General features: G+C 37.6%; 19 protein-coding genes. 12 read left to right on the top strand and 7 right to left on the bottom strand.

Annotated features, from left to right (window positions below):
- Nucleotides 1-5: 5 nt before the first annotated feature.
- The 4 genes from arsS to FLEMA_RS70080 all read right to left on the bottom strand — a co-directional run bounded on the left by arsS (nt 6) and on the right by FLEMA_RS70080 (nt 4,368).
- Nucleotides 6-1,043, bottom strand: coding sequence for an arsenosugar biosynthesis radical SAM (seleno)protein ArsS (gene arsS, locus FLEMA_RS70095; protein ID WP_044171973.1), 1,038 nt, complete (start codon nt 1,041-1,043; stop codon nt 6-8).
- A 100-nt stretch (nt 1,044-1,143) separates the two neighbouring features.
- A complete protein-coding gene (locus FLEMA_RS70090; protein WP_044171972.1) occupies nt 1,144-1,479 on the bottom strand; it encodes an arsenosugar biosynthesis-associated peroxidase-like protein in 336 nt (111 codons plus the stop codon).
- Nucleotides 1,480-1,956: 477 nt separating this feature from the next.
- Nucleotides 1,957-4,077: a ferrous iron transport protein B gene (gene feoB, locus FLEMA_RS70085; RefSeq protein WP_044174788.1), complete on the bottom strand. Its 2,121-nt coding sequence runs from the start codon at nt 4,075-4,077 to the stop codon at nt 1,957-1,959.
- Between the two features lie 66 nt (nt 4,078-4,143).
- Complete coding sequence (locus FLEMA_RS70080; protein WP_144080200.1) at nt 4,144-4,368, bottom strand: FeoA family protein; 225 nt, start codon at nt 4,366-4,368, stop codon at nt 4,144-4,146.
- A 378-nt stretch (nt 4,369-4,746) separates the two neighbouring features.
- Between FLEMA_RS70080 and FLEMA_RS0126080 the strand changes: the two genes are divergently transcribed.
- From FLEMA_RS0126080 to FLEMA_RS0126030, 7 genes are all read left to right on the top strand, one after another.
- On the top strand, nt 4,747-5,415 hold the full coding sequence (locus FLEMA_RS0126080; protein ID WP_044171970.1) for a heme exporter protein CcmB: 669 nt from the start codon (nt 4,747-4,749) through the stop codon (nt 5,413-5,415).
- A gap of 142 nt (nt 5,416-5,557) precedes the next feature.
- Nucleotides 5,558-6,220 carry a cytochrome c biogenesis protein CcsA gene (gene ccsA, locus FLEMA_RS0126070; RefSeq protein WP_026996172.1) on the top strand — a complete coding sequence of 221 codons (663 nt, stop codon included), beginning with the start codon at nt 5,558-5,560 and terminating at the stop codon, nt 6,218-6,220.
- A gap of 93 nt (nt 6,221-6,313) precedes the next feature.
- The gene (locus FLEMA_RS0126060) at nt 6,314-6,535 is read left to right on the top strand and encodes a CcmD family protein (protein WP_026996171.1); all 222 of its coding nucleotides are present in this window, start codon (nt 6,314-6,316) and stop codon (nt 6,533-6,535) included.
- A gap of 51 nt (nt 6,536-6,586) precedes the next feature.
- Nucleotides 6,587-7,027, top strand: a complete 441-nt coding sequence (locus FLEMA_RS0126055; protein WP_026997821.1) for a cytochrome c maturation protein CcmE domain-containing protein — start codon at nt 6,587-6,589, stop codon at nt 7,025-7,027.
- 139 nt (nt 7,028-7,166) lie between these two features.
- Nucleotides 7,167-9,743, top strand: coding sequence for a cytochrome c biogenesis protein CcsA (gene ccsA, locus FLEMA_RS0126050; protein ID WP_026996170.1), 2,577 nt, complete (start codon nt 7,167-7,169; stop codon nt 9,741-9,743).
- Between the two features lie 106 nt (nt 9,744-9,849).
- The gene (locus FLEMA_RS70075) at nt 9,850-10,134 is read left to right on the top strand and encodes a hypothetical protein (RefSeq protein WP_044171968.1); all 285 of its coding nucleotides are present in this window, start codon (nt 9,850-9,852) and stop codon (nt 10,132-10,134) included.
- Nucleotides 10,135-10,289: 155 nt separating this feature from the next.
- A complete protein-coding gene (locus FLEMA_RS0126030; RefSeq protein WP_026997820.1) occupies nt 10,290-11,597 on the top strand; it encodes a hemolysin family protein in 1,308 nt (435 codons plus the stop codon).
- A 178-nt stretch (nt 11,598-11,775) separates the two neighbouring features.
- Here FLEMA_RS0126030 and FLEMA_RS70070 read toward each other — a convergent pair whose 3' ends face one another.
- Together FLEMA_RS70070 and FLEMA_RS70065 are read right to left on the bottom strand one after the other, a co-directional pair.
- Nucleotides 11,776-13,023: a chorismate-binding protein gene (locus FLEMA_RS70070; protein ID WP_044174785.1), complete on the bottom strand. Its 1,248-nt coding sequence runs from the start codon at nt 13,021-13,023 to the stop codon at nt 11,776-11,778.
- A 274-nt stretch (nt 13,024-13,297) separates the two neighbouring features.
- On the bottom strand, nt 13,298-13,720 hold the full coding sequence (locus tag FLEMA_RS70065) for a hotdog fold thioesterase (RefSeq protein ID WP_044171966.1): 423 nt from the start codon (nt 13,718-13,720) through the stop codon (nt 13,298-13,300).
- A 149-nt stretch (nt 13,721-13,869) separates the two neighbouring features.
- On the opposite strand from FLEMA_RS70065, the gene FLEMA_RS0125955 reads away from it, so the two are divergent.
- The 3 genes from FLEMA_RS0125955 (at nt 13,870) to FLEMA_RS0125925 (ending at nt 16,827) form a co-directional block, all read left to right on the top strand.
- Nucleotides 13,870-14,520, top strand: coding sequence for a histidine phosphatase family protein (locus tag FLEMA_RS0125955; protein ID WP_026996168.1), 651 nt, complete (start codon nt 13,870-13,872; stop codon nt 14,518-14,520).
- A 319-nt stretch (nt 14,521-14,839) separates the two neighbouring features.
- Nucleotides 14,840-15,937, top strand: coding sequence for a sensor histidine kinase (locus FLEMA_RS0125935; protein ID WP_026997819.1), 1,098 nt, complete (start codon nt 14,840-14,842; stop codon nt 15,935-15,937).
- Nucleotides 15,938-16,089: 152 nt separating this feature from the next.
- Nucleotides 16,090-16,827 carry a LytR/AlgR family response regulator transcription factor gene (locus FLEMA_RS0125925; RefSeq protein ID WP_026996167.1) on the top strand — a complete coding sequence of 246 codons (738 nt, stop codon included), beginning with the start codon at nt 16,090-16,092 and terminating at the stop codon, nt 16,825-16,827.
- Nucleotides 16,828-16,899: 72 nt separating this feature from the next.
- On the opposite strand, the gene FLEMA_RS70060 is transcribed toward FLEMA_RS0125925, so the two are convergent.
- Complete coding sequence (locus FLEMA_RS70060; RefSeq protein WP_044171965.1) at nt 16,900-17,979, bottom strand: AI-2E family transporter; 1,080 nt, start codon at nt 17,977-17,979, stop codon at nt 16,900-16,902.
- Between the two features lie 101 nt (nt 17,980-18,080).
- On the opposite strand from FLEMA_RS70060, the gene FLEMA_RS0125895 reads away from it, so the two are divergent.
- Nucleotides 18,081-18,920, top strand: a complete 840-nt coding sequence (locus FLEMA_RS0125895; protein ID WP_026996165.1) for a YjiK family protein — start codon at nt 18,081-18,083, stop codon at nt 18,918-18,920.
- Between the two features lie 136 nt (nt 18,921-19,056).
- Nucleotides 19,057-19,755 (top strand): response regulator transcription factor, encoded by a 699-nt coding sequence (locus tag FLEMA_RS0125885; RefSeq protein ID WP_026997818.1) that lies wholly within the window; start codon nt 19,057-19,059, stop codon nt 19,753-19,755.
- The last annotated feature ends 359 nt before the right edge of the window (nt 19,756-20,114 follow it).

Raw genomic sequence — 20,114 nt, 5'->3', positions numbered from 1 at the left:
CACAATTAAGCTACAACTTCTCCTCCGCAGCTACTGCCTGCACCAGCGGTGCAGCCAAAGCAATGTTGTCCGAGTACGATATTTCTTGTTAAAAGCGTTTCAATATCAAACTCACGGACATGTTGAGGGTGGTTTTTTTCTACTTTTAAAGCCAACATCTGATTAAAGTCACAGTCGTATACATAGCCGTCCCAACCTACCGAAATCATATTGCGGCACATAACATGGCTAGCAGCTACAGGATTGAAGGCATTGACAAGCTTTTCTATGTAGTTTTCATAATTGCCTGAACGCAGCAGATAGTCTAAATAACGACTAATAGGCATATTGGTAATGGCAAACAATTGATTAAAAACAATTTGGTGTTGTTTGTAAAGGCTCTGCTTAAAATCTCTTTCTAGGGCTTCTTGTGAGGTTGGCAAAAATGCCCCAGCAGGATTATATACCAAATTGAGTATTAGTGACGAGTCGGTTTGTCCATAGCCTACGGCATTGAGCATCCCAAGGGCTTTTATTGAGTCTTCAAATACTCCATTGCCTCGTTGCCGATTAGTTCTGGAAGCTTCATAAAAGGGCAAAGACGATACCACTTCTATTTGATTTTCGGCAAAAAACTGTGGTAAATCATGGTATTTGGGGTTGGCTACAATAATCGTTAAGTTACAACGCACAATAATGTGTTTTCCCAACTTTTTTAGCTCAGTTACAAACCACCTAAAGTGAGGGTTCATTTCAGGTGCACCGCCCGTGATGTCTATAACCGGGATAGCTGCTTTGGCAAGAATATCCAAACAAACCTGCATGGTTTCTTGTGTCATGATTTCCTTACGGTCGGGGCCAGCGTCTACATGGCAATGTACACAAGTTTGATTGCACATTTTACCAATATTTACCTGAAAAATTTGTAAGCCTGTGGGTTTTAGTGGATACAAACCAAAGGTTTTGAGTTTTTCACTAAAAGAAACAATAGGCTCATTTTCGAGTAAGGCTATTTGGTAGGTTGAGTCGGCAAGTTGGTGTTGTTGTGCGTTGAGCGATTTCATAGTTTGTCGAAAAAACTGACTACAGCACTAAGCATTTGATTGCTTGGTGCTTGATAATCAATGGGGTATCGTGTATTTGTTATATGGTACACATCCTCAATTACATAGCTATTTCCTTTACTTTATTGATGGTTTGTACGCTATGTACCAACGAAGCCCCCCCACGAATAGCGGTCGCCACATGAATAGCCTCCATCATTTGGCCTTCGGTAACGCCTTTTTCATAACTATCGGCAGCGTAGGCATCAATACAGTAAGGGCATTGTACCGTGTGTGCAACGGCCAGAGCAATAAGCGATTTTTCACGAGCGGTTAGTTCACCATCTTTAAAAACTTCGCCATAATAGCTAAAAAATTTGTCTGCTAATTCTTTGCCTCCAAATTCACCAATTTTACCAAATTGTTTGAGGTCGTCGGGGTTATAGTAAGTTTGCATACGGTTTGGGTTTTTGTTAAAACATATTGGTCAATAGGATTGTTTGAACTGCAAAATAGGGAAAATAAGTATTGAACAAGGTAGATTATGAAACAAAAATTGAAATATACTAACGATACCGAAAGAATAACCCAAGCAAAATATGAGTCATTCCAAATTTTAGGTAATATTAAAAGAGATTTCCTATTTGTGTTTGTTGAGACTCATAAGGTTGTCAAGTGAAACATTGAGGAGGCTTATCAATTGCTCAAATAAGAAAAATTTAGGGGCTATTCATGCCAAAGGCGTTCGAAAAACTAATTTCGAACGCCTTTGGTATCTTAAATGTTAAAACGACACATCTCTAGCCCAAAGCATAGTGCCTCTACTGGTGAAAATCATATTCAAAAATAATCATTCATTTAGAGATTTACCTTTGCAAAATCACCATTCACCAAATTTGGAATGGCTCATGTTTGATAGCTACAAAATTGGTATTTATTTTAAAATCTGATAAACAATAAATGCCGAAATATAAGCCAAGCCTGTCATATAAACCAATTGAATCATTGGATATTTCCACGATTTGGTTTCTCGGTAGGTTGTTGCTAAGGTACTCATACATTGCATGGCAAATGCGTAAAAAATCATCAACGAAAACCCTAGAGCGGTGTCGTACATAGGTTTTCCTGTGTCGGGGTTTATTTCGGCTCGCATTCTGTTCATTACGGTTGTATTTTCGTCGTCAACTTCTCCTCCTAGGCTGTAGATCGTCGACATCGTTCCAACAAAAACCTCTCTGGCCGCAAATGACGTAATGAGTGCAATACCGATTTTCCAGTCATACCCCAATGGCTTGATAACAGGCTCGATAACCTTCCCAAAGTGACCAGCATACGAGTCTTCAAGTTTTTGTGAGGCTATTTTATTTTCCAAATCTATCCCCGATAAAGTAGGGTTTTCAGTTTTTACTTTGGTTTCAGCTTCTTGCATAGCATTGCCTGGCCCATAGCTAGCCAATACCCAAAGCACAATAGAAATAGCAACAATGATTTTACCTGCTTCAAACACAAATGCCTTGGTCGAGTTTAGTAGGGTCATCATAATATGTTGAAATCTTGGGCCTTTATAAGAAGGAAGTTCCATGATAAAATAACTTCTTTCTTCTGTTTTAAGAAGAATTTTCAGAATCCAAGCCGATAAAATAGCCATAAAGAAGCCCAAGAGATATAAGGCAAATAAGGCAACCCCTTGTAAGCCGAATATTCCGAAAAGAGTACTTTTTTCAGGAACAACTAATGCAATTAAAACTGTATAAATAGGCAAACGAGCCGAACATGACATCAGGGGTGTAACCATAATAGTAATGATACGGTCTTTCCACGAGCCAATACTTCGAGTACTCATAATAGCAGGCACAGCACAAGCCACACCCGAAATAAGTGGTACTACCGATTTGCCATTGAGGCCAAAACGCCGCATAAGTTTATCCATGATAAACATTACACGTGACATATAGCCTGTTTCTTCAAGCAAAGAGATAAACAAGAATAAGAAGGCAATTTGAGGTACAAACACCACTACACCACCAATCCCCGCAATAAGGCCATCGGTTAGTAAATTGACCAACTGACTTTCGGGAAGAGAATCTTTGAGGTACTGATTGAGCCAAGCCACACCATTGTCGATAAGGTCTTGTGGATACGAAGCCCAAGTAAAAACAGCTTGAAACATCAAAAACAGAATACCCAAAAAGATAAAATATCCCCAAAATTGGTGTAAAAATATTTTATCAAGTTTGTCTGTCCAAGTGGTTACAGGTTTACTTTCAACAGGCATTTGGTGAAGGCATCCGTCTACAATTTCGTTTAGAACAGCATACCGAGAAACGGTTTCTTGAGCCTGAAATTTTTGTGAATTCCAGCCATATTTTTCCTGAAGTTTGTCAAATCCAACCCTTTGTTCGGTATTGAATTGTTTTAGATTATCGTGTTCAGAAAGCCAAAGCAAGGCATGATAATCGTCGGTATCGCCGTATTGTGCTTTGATTTCATCAACAAGTTCTGGAGCGTATTCAACAGGGAGCGAGTCGTTAGAATTATAGCGGCTTTCTAAGGTTTTGTTGACCGATAGGCGTAGGCCATTGAGCCCAATACCTTTTTTGGCATTGATTTCGGCTACTTCTACATTCAACTCTTTTGAAAGTTTTACAGAATTGATAACAATACCCGAGTTTTCGGCTACGTCAATCATATTAAGAGCCAAAACAGTAGGAATACCCAAATCTCGCACTTGGCTAAACAAAAGCAAGTTTCGTTTAAGATTGGAGGCATCGGCTACCACAATAGCCATATCAGGATAATCGGGATGCTGAGGATTGGCCAATATATTGATGACAACCTGTTCGTCGACCGACTTAGGATAGATACTATAAATACCGGGTAAATCCAGAATTTCGGCTTCAGTGCCTGGTTCAAGACTCCATTTACCAATTAATTTATCCATAGTAACACCCGGGAAATTGCCTGTCTTCTGACGGAGCCCCGTGAGACTATTAAATAAAGAGGATTTCCCAGCGTTTGGGTTTCCTATTAATGCTATTTTGGGTGATTTCTTCAAGGCTTTTACCAATTTTTAATGTTCGGGGCTGTATGAGGTTCAACAACCCTAGAACATTACTATATACTACGCTACAACAATTGTTGAAGCTTCTTCTTTTCTCATCGACAAAACATAACCAGATACCTTCACGGCAATAGGGTCGCCAAAGGGAGCAATATGGGTCATGGTAACTTGCGTTCCTGGCAAACAGCCCATTTCTAGTAATTTTAGCGATAGAACTTCGTCGCTAAAACTCACAATAACACCACGTTCCCCAATTTTTAAATCCGCTACAGTTCTCATAAATATACTTGCTGTTTTTAAAATACTGTGCAAAATAAATCATAAATACGATAAGTATAAGCACTTTATTTAGACTTATTCAAAACAAGTGCAAATAAACAAAGAGTTCCTTGTTTAAAGAAATATTTGACAATGAAACCTCAAATTTTCTTGTGTAATATGATTTTTATCATTTTGAAGATTTGCATTTTACCGTCTATTTGTTGTGGTAAAGACTTTGACTGGTTTTGCCCGTAGTGTATGGCAAAATATTATTTAGTTTTTGAGTTTACAGTTTATTTGTGTCGTAACTTTGCGGAAAATTTTAGAAAAATAGATTGAGCGAACACTTTTGGTAGCATCAAAGCCCAAAGCCTGTAGCCGAATGCTTATAGCCCAAAAAGAATGATTATTAAAGAGATTAAAGCATTGATTGATAAGGAAGTACGGCTCGAACTTCGACAGAAGTATGCTATCAATGGAATGTTACTTTATATCGTAAGCACAGTGTATGTTTGTTATTTGTCTTTTAGGCTAAAAACCAATCATATCGATAAAATTACGTGGAATACGCTGTTTTGGATTATTATTCTTTTTACGGCTGTAAATGCCATTGCCAAAAGTTTTACACAAGAACGTTACGGAAGGCTTTTGTACTATTATACGCTTGCCAATCCTGTAGGTATTATCGTATCAAAAATTGTGTACAATACTATGCTCATGCTGGTGTTGTCGTTGGTAGGATTTGGGGTGTATGCTTTGGTAATGGGCAACCCCGTAGGCGATGTAGGATTATATTTAGTGGCATTGGTACTTGGGGCAATTGGTTTTGCCAGCACACTTACCATGATAGCAGGGATAGCCTCAAAAGCAGAAAATAGTGCTACATTGATGGCAGTGTTGAGTTTCCCTGTGATTATTCCGATGCTTTTGATGTTGATAAAAATATCAAAAAATGCACTTGATGGCCTCGATAGAGGCGAGAGCCTCGACGAAGTGATGATTTTATTGGCAATCGATGCTATTGTATTGGTACTATCTATCATTCTTTTTCCGTTTTTGTGGAGAAGCTAATGGTAATTATGGAATGAGTTGTGAGTTTTTGATGAATACATCCGATAAAATACCCTTATTCCATACTAAAAATATTAATTAAAGAAGAAAGTTAAGTTTGAGCAAAACTCTGCTATTCAACACAGAGTTAATGAATGATAAGATGAAACAGAATTGGTATAAGTATTTGGCAGTGTTGATGCTGTCTTATGTAATGGTTTGGGGCTTTCTGGGAACGATTCCACGTCAGCCAGTACTTCATGAAACAGCTCGTAACTTGTATTTCCATGTGCCAATGTGGTTTGCTATGTTTATTATGTTGAGCGTCTCCGTTTGGAATTCTATCAAATACCTCCGAAACCCTTTGGCTTCTACCGACGATAAGGCTTCTTGTTATGCCTATACGGGTATTTTGTTTGGGGTAGTAGGGTGTGCAACAGGAAGTATTTGGGCTCGGTATACTTGGGGTACTTGGTGGACCAACGACGTAAAGCTCAATGGGGCGGCTATAGGCTTATTGATTTATTTTGCTTATGCTATTTTGAGAGGGTCGTTTGAAGATGAACAACAAAAAGCCAGAATTTCGGCGATTTATAACATATTTGCTATCGCTTTGTTAATTCCGTTGCTGATTATTTTGCCTAGAATGACCGACTCGCTTCATCCAGGAAATGGTGGAAATCCAGGTTTTAAACCTATGGATACCCAAGGTACTATGCGTATGGTTTTTTATCCTGCGGTTATTGGCTGGATTTGCCTAGGATTTTGGATAACTAACCTTCGGCTGCGTATCAGAAACGTAGAACGCCTTGTACATGAAAACTAAAGTGCTGTTTTTGTGCGTTTTGACATAATACTGAGTTGAGCGAAAATCAACAAGCCCACTTTTAGCAAAAATATTACCCAATAATAAAGCATCATGAAAAAAATATTATCCCTAATCACACTATTGTTAATGGCAGTAACAACCTTTGCTCAGGATAATGCAGCAGGAGAACCCGAAATGGCAGATAGGCTTTATGCCGATGGGCGAATTTATGCCGTTGTTGCTGTGGTAGTTACTATCTTTGTAGGCGTGGTTATTTATTTGATTACCCTCGACAAAAAGATTTCAAAACTTGAAAAAGAGCTGAAAAAATAAGGTAGGTTATTTTTTTGAGAAGATATTTCAACAAATTACGCAACAAGAACCATGAAAAAAACACACATCTTCGGACTCATTATTATTGCCATTGCAGTAGTAATTTTGGTATCTACAGGTACCGATGCAAGTACTTACGTAGACTTTAGCGTTGCCGAAAATATGGCAAAAGAAGGAAGTGCCGACAAAGTACATGTGGTTGGTAAGCTGAAAAAGGATGCAAGTGGCAAAGTAACTGGAATGAATTATAATGCTGCTTTGGATGCTAACCACTTTGAATTTATGTTAATTGATAACAATGGACGTGAACAAAAAGTTGTATATGATGCTCCTAAGCCACAGGATATGGACCGTTCAGAACAAGTTGTAATTATTGGTAATATGGAAGGTCAGGTTTTTAAATGTGAAAAAATCTTATTGAAATGTCCTTCTAAATACCAAGACGGCAAAGTGGATTTCAAAGAAGTAGAAAAACCAGTTGCTAAATTATAAAAAACAATAGCTACAATTGAGTAACTCAATTAGCTACATAAGTGTCTTTAAAATACGACTCCCATTCTCTGATTTATGAGTAAAGGAGTCGTATTTGTCTAAAAACTAGGGTCTATCTCCCCAAACCCATCAATCAGCAATGTTACATACAAGTATTGGAAATGTCGGTCATTTGTGCATCATTATATCATTCGTGACATCGGTGATTGCTACAATTGGCTACTTTAAATCACTGCAAACAAAAGATTTAAGTGAACAAGAATCGTGGAGAAAGTTTTCTCGATATACTTTTTATCTTCATGGTATTTCGGTAGTAGGTGTTATTGCCGCTCTTTATACTATTATTTATAACCACTATTTCGAGTATCAATACGCATGGTCGCACTCTTCAAAAGCTCTTCCTGTTTATTATATCGTATCGTGTTTTTGGGAAGGTCAAGAGGGTAGTTTTTTACTTTGGATTTTCTGGCATGCTGTTTTAGGGGTTATCCTAATCAAAACTAATCGTAATTGGGAAGCACCTTTAATGGTGGTATTTGCTTCGGTACAAGCATTTCTTTGTTCTATGATTTTGGGAATTGTATTGCCTGTTATCGATTTCAAAATTGGTTCATCGCCATTTTTGTTGATGCGTGAAGCTATGCCCGACCTGCCTGTTTGGAAAATGAATGCCAATTTTGTACCTGACGATGGCCGTGGCCTAAACCCATTGTTACAAAACTATTGGATGGTTATTCACCCGCCAACTTTGTTTTTGGGCTTTGCTACAACATTGATTCCATTTGCTTATGCAATTGCGGGTTTGTGGCGAGGTGAGTTCAAAGAATGGATTCGTCCTGCCTTACCTTGGTCTTTGTTTTCGGCATTGGTACTGGGTGTTGGTATTATTATGGGGGGGTATTGGGCTTACGAAACCCTCAATTTTGGCGGTTACTGGAACTGGGACCCTGTCGAAAACGCATCTTTAGTACCTTGGTTGGTATTGGTAGCGGCTATTCACTGTATGATTGTCTACAAAACCAATGAATCTGCTTTGCGTATTTCGTTTATTTTGGTTATTGTAACCTTTATTTTGGTATTATATTCTACCTTCCTGAATCGTAGTGGTGTATTGGGCGAAGCCTCTGTTCACTCATTTACCGATTTAGGTTTGTCGGGTCAGTTGCTGTTATATCTTTTGTTTTTCTTGGTAGCCTCAATAGCCTTGTTGGCCTACCGCTGGAAAAATATCCCAACCGACGAGAAGGAGGTTTCGACTTATAGTCGTGAGTTTTGGATTTTTATGGGAGCAACTACGTTGTGTTTGTCTTCTTTTCAGATTTTATCTGCTACTTCATTGCCTGTATATAACAAAATAGTAGAAGCATTGGGTTTTGTATCAAACCTTGCCCCTCCAGCCGACGCTGCTACTTATTATTCAAAATTCCAATTGTGGTTTGCTGTAGGAATAGCGATATTTTCGGGTATAGGACAGTTTTTCTGGTGGAAAAAAGTGAAAAAAGAAAGCCTTAGCCAGCATTTGCTTACGCCTACATTGGTTTCGTTGGTACTTACTTTTTTGGGTATTTTTGCTACTACCAAATTGCGTTTAGGCGATTTTTTTGAAAACCCTACTTATATAGCCTTGATGTTTGCAGGTATTTTTGCCCTAATTACCAACGCTAGTATTTTGTTGAATATCATGCGTGGTAATTACAAATTATCGGGAGGTGCCGTTACTCACATCGGTATTGCTTTGATGTTGTTGGGTATCTTGTTTTCGTCGGGTTATTCAAAAGTTGTTTCGTTGAATACCAGTGGTTTTGCCATTTCTAATAAAGATGAAGCTTTTACCAAAAACAATGACAAAGAAAACAAAGAGAATGTTTTGCTGTGGCTCAATACCCCACAGGAAATGGGCGAATATACCCTTACTTATAAAGGTGTAAGAGTAGAAGGACGTGAACTACCTGAATACTTATTGCCAAGTCAGGTAGAAATGATTGAGAATGATTTTCATGCAGTAGCCTTAGAAGATATTCAGCAGCAGGGTAAAAAGTATTATTCGAAAGGCGATACATTGCCTGTGTTCCCTGAAAATAAATATTACGAAATTGATTTTAGAGATAAACAAGGGCAGGTAACTACTCTATTCCCTCGTTTCCAAATCAACAAGAAAATGGGCAATGCTGCCTCGCCAGCATTGAAGCATACAGCTTTGGGCGATTTGTACACGTATGTGGCTTTAGCTCCTAATTTGGAAGAAAAAGAGTGGAGCAAAACCGAAAACTTTACAGTGGCCGTAAAAGACACCTTCTTCTTGAACGACTACGTAGCGGTACTTGACGATGTCCGTCGTGTAGAATCATTTGAAGGAAAGCCATTGGCCAACAACGATGCTGCTGTACAGGCCAAAATTTTGATTATTGGTAAAGATTTTCACCCTTACGAAGTAAAACCTGTATTTGTGATTCGTGATGGGATGATAGCCATGCCTCCTGTCGAAAACGATGAGGTAGGAGTAAGAGCAAGATTTACTAATATCGATCCTAAAACAGGTAAATTCACCTTTGCTATTAATACAACTCAGCGCGACTTTATTGTCTTGAAAGCTTACGAAAAACCTCTTATCAATCTTTTGTGGATAGGTACACTGGTCTTGATTGTGGGTTTTGTAATGGCTATCATACGTCGTTATCGTGAGTTTAGATTAATGCGAGACAAAGGGTTGTCATAAGGTATTATCGCAATATTTTGTGCAAAAATTGAACAGGTACAATGCCTCCTATAAGGCTTTGTACCTGTCAATATGGCACTACTCCATATCTAATTCGTATTTATTCATGAGTAAAAAAGAAATACTCCTGCTTTCGGCAGCTATAGGTTTTATCATTATTTGGGTACTAGATTTACGAGCAGGTACACCGCCCGAAATAGATACCTTTTGGACACGCATTTTCTACCACTATAGTTGGTTGATGATGGCCGTTGGCTGTTTGTTTTACTTTCAGTATGTCAAACAAATTCGCTTAAAAAAAGAAGAAGAAAGTAACCAAGAAAAAAATACTAAGGCAGCTCAAGACACCAAAAAGTTACAGCGAAAAGCCCTGACAAAAGGTAAGAAATAACAGGACATATATTAAATTTTGGGTCGAGCGGTTTGATAAATCGCTCTTTCTTTTTGAAATTTGACCAAAAAAATGCAAATTGTAGTTTAGAGAAGGTTTATTTTCAGGTTTAAAGTATATCGGTTATCTCTAACCTTAATTGAAATCAATCCGAGATGGACTCCCAACAAGCATTAGGAATTATAGTATCAATGGTTTTTTCAGCATTCTTTTCAGGTGTTGAAATGGCGTTTGTTTCAGCCAATAAGCTGTATTTTGAGCTTCAGGCCAAACAAGGTGTTATCACTGGACAAATTATTTCTAGATTTATCAAAAACCCTTCTACATTTATAGGTACAATGCTCATAGGTAATACCTTGTCGTTGGTAGCTTATGGTATATTTATGGAAGGTTATTTACATCATCAAATCGAGCATTACTTGCCGATGTTCGGCACAGGGCTTGTTCCTGGTATTATAGCCTCGTTGATTGGTACGGTTATTATATTGGGTACGTCCGAATTTACCCCCAAAAGTGTTTTCTTATTGAATCCCGATGGTTTTCTGGAAGTGCTAGCTATTCCGATTTGGATTATTTATACCTTGATGTATCCTTTAGTATGGGCTATTGTAGGGTTATCGAGCTGGTTTATCAAACACATACTTCGATTAGAATATTCGGAAGAAAAACCTGCCTTTGGTCTGACCGATTTGAACCATTATATGCAGAACCTCAATCGTAAAATATCGACTGAGGAAGAAGCAGAAGTAGATACCAAAATATTCAATAATGCCCTAGAATTTAAGCAAGTAAAAGTACGTGATTGTATGATTCCTCGTACCGAAATTGTGGCTTTGGATATAGAAGGGGGCATAGAAGAACTCAAGAAAACCTTTGTTGAAAGCGGTCATTCAAAAGTATTAGTCTACAAAGAATCGTTGGAGGATGTGGTTGGGTATTGTCATTCATTGGCTCTTTTCAAAAAGCCCAAAGATATTCAAAGTATCTTAACGCCTATTCCGATTGTACCCGAAGCTATGCCTGCCAAAGACCTTATGTTTAGGTTTTCTAAAGAACGTAAATCATTGGCTTTGGTAGTAGATGAGTTTGGTAGTACAGCTGGGCTTATTAGTATGGAAGATGTAATGGAGCAAATCTTTGGCGAAATAGAAGACGAATACGATGATAACGAAGATTTGATAGAAAAGAAGCTCGAAGACAAGACGTATCTACTTTCGGCTCGTTTGGAAATAGATTACCTGAATGAAAAATACGAGTGGAATTTGCCAGAAGGTGATTACGATACACTTGGAGGTATGATTATTAGTATCAATGAAGATATTCCAGAAGAGAACGAAACCATTATTTTGCATCCGTTTAATTTTCAAATTTTGAAAATGATAGATGCCCGAATAGATACCGTAAAGTTGACTATTATTGGCGATATAGAAAAAAAATCAGAAAGCTTTTCGATGAAACATTAAGAAACAAATACATTCAAGAAACATGATTCATCCCACATTTGGGGTAATTTATAAGAGGCTGTTTGTATTTATTGGAAAAAAGTACACAACTTTTTGGCATTTATTGACTATTAATCAAACAAGGCGGTCGAAAAACTAATTTCGACCGCCTTGTTTGATTATTCAAGATGACTCATGTTTATAAAATTACCCTTAAAAGCGTTTGGCTTTTCATTTCTGTTTCGTACCATTCTTTTACAGGATTGGAGTCTTCGGTAATACCACCACCTGCAAATAAGGTGGCTTGATTGCCTACAATCTTCATAGTTCGCAGATTGACAAACAAATGGCTTTCGTTTTGGATATTTACAGGCCCTAAAAAACCACTGTAGTATTCACGAGAATGTAATTCGTTTTCGGCAATAAAGCGTAACGCGGGCTCTTTGGGTGTACCACAGACAGCCGAAGTAGGATGCAGTAGCTCGGTCATAACTGTACCCAATTGAGGGAAGTTGACCTCGTTGGTATCGACCGTGTAGTCGGTACGAAGGTGCATCAAATTGCCAGCTTGAACTGTTTTGGGGCCTATTTCGATATATTCTCTTAAACGAATTTTTTTGAAACATTCGATAATATAGCGACTAACAAATGCCTGTTCTTCTATTTCTTTGCACGACCAACGAATTTCGGCAGGGTGGTATTTTTCGCCATTATGACCAATCGCCGATTGTGTGCCAGCCAGCGACATAGTACGGAATATACCATTTTTGTCCATGCTTATCAGTGTTTCGGGCGTTGCTCCTAGCCACAAAGCTTTTTCTTGTGGTAAATATACCAACGACACAAAGGCATTGGGATAGGCCACACAAAGCTTATTAAATGCGTCGATTACCTCAAAATCGGCAGGCAGGGTTATTTGCTTGGTTCTTGACAAAACTACCTTTTGCATATCGCCCCTTTGAATGGAATCTATAGCTCCCGAAACCATTTCGGCATAGGTCATTTCGTTATACAATGACGTTTCGGTAGGGTGTTCAAAAGATTTTTTAGGCTTAACCTCGGGTTGTTCGGCTGGTTTTGAGCTAAAGTCCAAGTCCTCTTGTTTATCATAAAACAATTGAACTTTCCTTGCAAACTCTTGGGCTTCGTCCGACTGATTTTGAAATTCGTTTATGATTTGATTTTGAGTATCAAATTGAAAATATAAATCTCCTTTTAAAAAGAGCGATTCGCCTATAAAAGGACTCATAGCAAAGCCCGAAGGGAGTTCTTCCAAATCAATTTTAGTGTGGCTTATTCGTCCAGCAAGGTCGATAAGTAGCTGTTTATCAGTCGATTTAGGGAGTCTCCATATAGCTACAGGGAGTCCTTCCGAAATAGCAGTATGCCAGAAAGATTCCATTTGTAGGGCTTTGACAGAAATATGAGTTTCCGAAGTTGGAGTCATATTTTTACGATATTTATATAAGGTTGTTGATATATTTAACTGTTTGATAATCAGATAATTGATTCTATTTTGAATATCTGATAGTAATTTTATTTCAAATATAACAAAATTTAGAATCCTCTTGTTTCTAAAAATAGAGTATTTATTTACCAAAACACCATAATACATAATTGAGTAACATGCCGATCGATTTGTTGCTGAGTGGCTCATCTTTGCATTCTAAGATTAAATAATGGCTCGATCATTAATCTGTTAATGTTGAAAATGTGCAAGCTTACTTAATATCTATAACCATTGTTGTTAAACGGCTCACACATATTAGTTCGTTGGCCTCATTGGTAATTTTGATTTCCCAAACCTGAATACTCTTTCCTAATCGAATAGGCGTACACTTGCCATAGACATACCCATTTTTAGCAGACTTGAGGTGATTGGCATTGATTTCTACGCCCACAGCTGTTTGTTTTTGGGGGTCGGGTAGGCTAAGGAAAGATGCAACACTTCCCATAGACTCGGCTAGTACCACCGAAGCCCCACCATGAAGCAGGCCCATCGGTTGTTTGGTACGGTGGTCTACGGGCATTTTAGCAATAATATGCTCAGAGGTGATTTCTATGAATTCTATTCCTAAATGAGCCAACATATTGTTGTGGCTCATGGCATTAATTTGTTCTAACGAATAGGACGTGTTTATCATAACGTGTGGATAACCAACTATGTGTGAAAATTATATTTATCGATAAAGATATAGGTATTTTTAAAGAGCTTAATACGAATATTGCTTAAAAAATGTATTTTTGTGACAATTTTAAAGCTACTTGGTACTACTAATTACAACAGAACAGAATGTCTAACTCCCAACAAAATACTCCTTTAAAGAAAACAATATATCTAATTCGTCACGGAGAAACCGATTTTAATCGTCAGGGCATTGTACAGGGTAGTGGAGTTGATTCAGAGTTGAACGAACTCGGCCATGCTCAGGCAGAAGCATTTTATCAAAATTATCAACATATTCCATTTGATAAAGTTTATACCTCGGCTTTACAAAGAACTCACCAATCTGTGAAAAAGTTTATAGAATCGGGTATTCCTTGGGAACAGCATGCGGGGCTTAATGAGATTAGCTGGGGTGTCAGAGAAGGCCGTGTCCCTAACGACCAAGATAATGAGTATTATAAGGTTTTGATAGATAGCTGGGTGTCGGGTGGGGTCGATATGCAGGCTGAAGGTGGCGAAAGCCCCTTGCAAGTGATAGAACGCCAAAAACCTGTTATCGAAACTATATTGTCTCGCCCTCATGAAGAAACCGTATTGGTGGCCATGCACGGTAGAGCTATGCGAATCATTTTGACAATGCTACTCGATAAGCCTTTGCAAGAAATGGATACTTTTGAACATGCCAATTTGTGCTTGTACAAACTTATTTATGATTACGAAACTCAAAGCTTTTTTGCCGAACTAGAATGCGATACTTCACATTTATTTGGTTTGTAATAGTTGTATAACAACTGATTTTTGTAAGGAAGGGAAGGTACTCAAAAGGTATCTTCCCTTCTTTTTTGGATAATTTTTCCAAAAAATAGAAAAGTATTCAAAACGGAGTGTTCAGATTTATAATATTTTTTCAACCCAATAGCAAGCCATTTATCATCTCCTTATTCCGTTTACTGATTTTATGGGTTAAAAGTGCTTTCTTTACTATTAATTTGAACCGAATCATTAGTAGCGAAGGGCTATAGTTACTTTCAGCATGCTCAACTATCCTTACCATTTTATATAGTACATTTTAAAACGAGAATACACTCATTTAGATATGCCAAGACTAAAATTATATTGGACATTACAAATCTTTGGTTGGTTGGCATGGCTAGCTAACGAAGCTCTTATTTATGTAAATACCTTTGGCTGGTCTATCGACTGGTTCATAGCTGCCGACCTCAATGCCGCTATTGCTATTTTGATTACCCACAATTTTAGGAAGATTATCAAAAAATATGGCTGGGTAGAGCTGCCTATCAATAAAGTCATACCTCGAATTTTGATATCGGTATTTGTGATGTCGGTAATTATGGCTTTGGTCAATATTCCACTCGATTCTTACCTTTTGAGCGAGAAAGAACATGCCAATTTTTGGTCTTTGTTTTTTATGTTACAGTATATTTTTAGTTTTATGAAACCTCTTACGATTTGGACATTATTTTATTATGCCTCTCATTATTTTCAGCGTAAGTCTGAAATAGAGGTAGAAAAAGTAAAGTTGGAGTCGTCTATTCGTGAAACAGAATCGAAGGTATTAAGAGCTCAAATGAATCCACATTTTATGTTCAATGCCCTCAATAGTATTCGTGCTTTGATTTTGGAAGAACCCGAAAAAGCCCAAAAAGCAGTAACTCAGCTATCGAATATCTTGCGGAGTTCATTATTGGCCGACCGACGCAAAACGGTGTCGCTCTCTGAAGAACTCAGAACGGTAGAAGATTATTTGGCTTTAGAAAAAATTCGTTATGAAGAGCGTTTGCAAATTCGTAAAAATATCTATCCCGAAACACTCAGTTGCCAAGTACCACCGATGTTGCTGCAAACCTTGGTCGAAAATGCCATTAAGCATGGTGTTTCAAAACCAGTAAAAGGAGGTTTTGTAAGCCTAGAAACCAAAATGAATGGCAATAAAGTTATGATTATTATTAGTAATACTGGTGTACTGGAAACTACTGATTCGGGAGGTTTTGGTTTGGAAAATACAGCTCATCGTCTTGAATTGCTGTTTGGTGTAGAGTCGAAATTCAAAATATACCAAGCATCCAAAGATGTCGTAACCGCAGAAATAACAATACCTATTCCTGCCCAAACAGTAGAAGATAAAGAAAACCCTTTTGCCAAGATTACCCAAATTGTGAATCTGAAAGTATAAGTAAAATAGCAGGAACGAAAGTGTTGTTCTGAATAGACGAAAGTTTATAGGAAGCTATTTTGTACCTCAAATACCCCTTTATTGAGTGCTTGTATGTACAGTCACTTTGTAAGTTAAAAAGCTTGGTTGCCAAACTCAATTACTCCAAATACATGAAAGCAATAATTGTTGATGATGAACGATTAGCAAGAAACGAACTGAAACGCTTGCTCGAAAATTTCCCTAAAATTAATATAGTTGGTGAAGCCCCCAATGCCGACGAAGCCATTCAATTGATAGATGAACTTCATCCTGATTTGATATTTCTGGATATTCAGATGCCAGGTAAAACAGGATTCGATTTATTGGCCGAGTTGGACGGCAATGTGCCTGAGGTGATTTTTACAACAGCTTATGACGAATACGCTATCAAGGCTTTTGAGTTTAATGCTCTTGATTATTTGCTGAAACCAATTGAATTACACCGTTTGAGCGAGGCTATACAGAAAGTAGAGGAGGAGTTTGACCGTCAGCGACAAATTACCGAATCGGCCAAAGAAGGTGCTACTGTTTTGAGCGAAAACGACCAAGTGTTTGTAAAAGATGGTGAAAAGTGCTGGTTTGTACGATTGGGCAATGTCCGTCTGTTTGAATCAATGGGCAATTATGTTCGCCTTTATTTCGACGACCAAAAACCTTTAGTCCTAAAATCATTGAATGCCCTTGAAGAACGCCTCGACCCTAAAGTATTTTTCCGTGCCAATCGTAAGCACATTATCAATTTGAAATATATTCAAAAGATTGAACCTTGGTTTTCTGGTGGTTTACAAGTAACACTCAAAGAAAGTGGCGATAAAATAGAAATATCTCGTCGCCAAGCTATTCGATTTAAAGAATTATTAAGTTTATAACTACTTGATATTTTATCTATTAGCAGGCAAGTGTATAAGTCTGCTAATAGATAAAAGCCACAGATAAGATTCTTATAGCATATTGCTGATTTTTCGCTTTCTTTCTGGTTCGCCCAACAAAAACCCAAAAGGTTTTAAGGCTTCGATATTATCAAAAATTACCTTGAGAATAGCAATAAATGGTAATGCCAATACCAGCCCCGAAATTCCCCAAAGCTGGCCTCCCAAAATCAAGACAATCATAGCTGCCAGTGGATTGATACTTACTTTTGAGCCTACAATATGAGGCGTAATAAAATTCCCTTCCAAAAACTGTACAGATAAAAATACACCCGCCACGCCCAAAGCATACATAGGCGAATCTTTGGTAATAAGAGCCATTAACATAGGTAATATCGACCCAATCATAATACCAATATAAGGAATGAGTAGTAAAAATGCTGCCAATGTACCAAAGAAAATAGCATAGTCGATACCCAACATCCAAAGGCCAAAAGTATTGAGTGCTGCCACAATCATAATCACAGTAAGCAACCCCAATAGATAACTTTGCACAACCGAATAGATTTTATTAAATATTAGATCGATTCTATTTCGGTTGCCACGCCCAAAAGACATATAAAAGAAGCGACGGAAAAAATCACGATAATGCAAAAAGAAAAAAACAAAAATCGGAATCAAAAGTGCCGACGATAACGAGTTGAGGGTTGTGCTTAAAGCATTGGTAATGATATTGCCACTACTTTTTAACAAAATCATCGACTGATTTTTGATTTCGGTTACTTGTTTTTTGCGACTAATATGGAAGTTTTGCGATGCCCACGATTGCAGTTCGTTAATTAAATGTTCACCTTTTTTCTGGAAATTAGGTAAGGCATCCGAAAAATCTGCAACTTGCATAGCTGTCAACGAAATAAGCCCCGCCAAAATCCCAAAGGTGACTAATAAACAAACAAAAATGGCTAGTGTACGTGGGAAGTGCCATTTTTCGAGGCGATGACACAACGGATATAACAACATCGAGAATAATACCGAAAACGAAATCAATATCAAAATTTCTTGAAGGACGTACATCCACCAAATAATGATTGATACCGAAAGTAATCCAATGAGTATTTTAGCCGACGGGGGAAGCTTTATTTCTGATAACATAATTTAAGGGATGTATTAAGTGAAAAACCTATTGCCGGATTGATTCTTGTATTACGTGCAAGATGGTTTGTTGTCAAAAATAGTTAAAATACTTTATTTGAATGATAAAATATAAAATTCTTTGGTGGCTCTTTAACCTAAAATTGTCGTTGTGTAACTGTGGCTCGGAAATAAAAAATCAGGGCTTTCAGCAAGGTAAAAAGGCATTCTCTGTACAAAAAGTGGGTAACTTGCCCCAAGAAATCAACGAAAGCTCAGGCTTGATTGTCAATCTACAAGATTCCACCTTTTGGACTATCAACGACGGTGGTGGAAAAGCCATGTTATATCATCTAAACCTGAAGGGCGAATTATTAGCTACTAAGAAAATTGCCCATACCCAAAATATAGATTGGGAAGAAATTACACAAGATGATTCTGGGAATATTTATATTGGCGATTTTGGCAATAATAGTCATCAGCGAAAAGATTTAACTATTTATAAGCTTCAAGCCAATCAACGTTTGGATACACTTCAATTACAATATACCAAAGTACAGCCACAGGGAAAGCCTCAGCAAAAAGTAAGTTACGATGCCGAAGCAATGCTAGCTTTGGGCGATTCGCTGTATATATTTTCCAAAAATTGGTATAAAAATAAGGTACAATTGTACGGATTGTCGAATCGGAAAGGAATACATACACTTGTGCCTAAATCAAGTATTAAATTGCGAAATTTGATAACAGGAGCGGCTATCAATCCGAATAAAAGTGAGTTTGTATTGATAAGTTATGGAAAGATTTATTACTTTGCCGTTAATAAACAGCAAATAGATTTTTCTTCTCCATTATACTGCCTGAAATTTCCGCATAAACAAACCGAAGCTATTGCTTATTTGAATGAGACAGACGTTTTGATTACCAATGAACAAGGAGAAATATTTTTAGTACGTAAGAATTAACAATTCCTTAATATTGAGATAACTAATTTTGTATCGGCTTTTGAGAGTTAGTCAAGTAGCCAAAACTTTGAAAAATCAAATCTTATTGGATTTTAAACGAAGTTAGACTAACACTCAACGACTAATACCCAAAGATATGAGCAATACGCTACCAAACCCAAAAATCCTATTGGTCGATGACGACCCAGACATTATTGAATTATTAGAGTACAACCTCACCAAGGAGGGTTTTGACACGGCTTCGGCTACCGACGGGCTTCAGGCATTGGAGGTTACAAAGAAATTTAAGCCCGACCTTATCCTGTTGGATGTAATGATGCCTAAAATGGATGGTATCGAAACCGCACGACAAATTAGGCTACTCTCAGAATTTAAAGATACGTATATTTTATTTTTAACTGCTCGTGCAGAAGAATATACCGAGGTGGCTGCTTTTGATGTAGGGGCCGACGATTATATTGTAAAACCTATCAAGCCTCGTGCCTTGTTGAGTCGTTTGAAAGCTATACTAAGAAGGGATTCGCAACAAACAGAAGCCGAGGATAAACTAGAAATAGGAGCGTTATTTATTAATCGTGTAAATTATACGGTACTCAACGATGGTAAAGCTTTGGTGATGCCTAAAAAAGAGTTTGAATTGCTATCTTTTTTGGCACATCATCCCAATAAAGTATTTAGCCGAGACGAGCTATTGGAAAAAGTATGGGGCTCGGATGTGTACGTGGTAGAACGTACCGTAGATGTACATATCAGAAAACTTCGTGAAAAGATACCCGAGTATTATATCAAAACCCTTAAAGGTGTTGGCTATATGTTTTCGGTAGATACCAATTAAATTTTAGCTATTTTTATCAATAATTTATTGGTACACATGGTGTATTGTTTGTGAATGTAGAACGTTGTAAAAAATACAGAGCGTTTTACTATTATTTAGCAAAAAGCTTGTGGCTCTTAATCGTTATACCTTCCCAAAGATGGCCAGTATTTGAAGTAATAGTGTAAGAGACTATTCAATATATAATTTTTCTTCAGCTTATATCTCCGATTTTATTCAAGCGGTTATTACCTCCAGTTGGTAATAACCGCTTTGCTTTAATAGGCATCCGTTCATGGATTTTTGTATCGAAACTTCTTAATCAGCATACATTTTCCCCTTTTTCTGAATAACTTGCATAATTATTGTATTGTACCAAG

The organism is Flectobacillus major DSM 103 (genome assembly GCF_000427405.1).
Classification (GTDB): Bacteria; Bacteroidota; Bacteroidia; order Cytophagales; family Spirosomataceae; genus Flectobacillus; species Flectobacillus major.
Note: the sequence above shows the minus strand (reverse complement) of the source record. Positions and strands in the feature narration are given on the sequence as shown.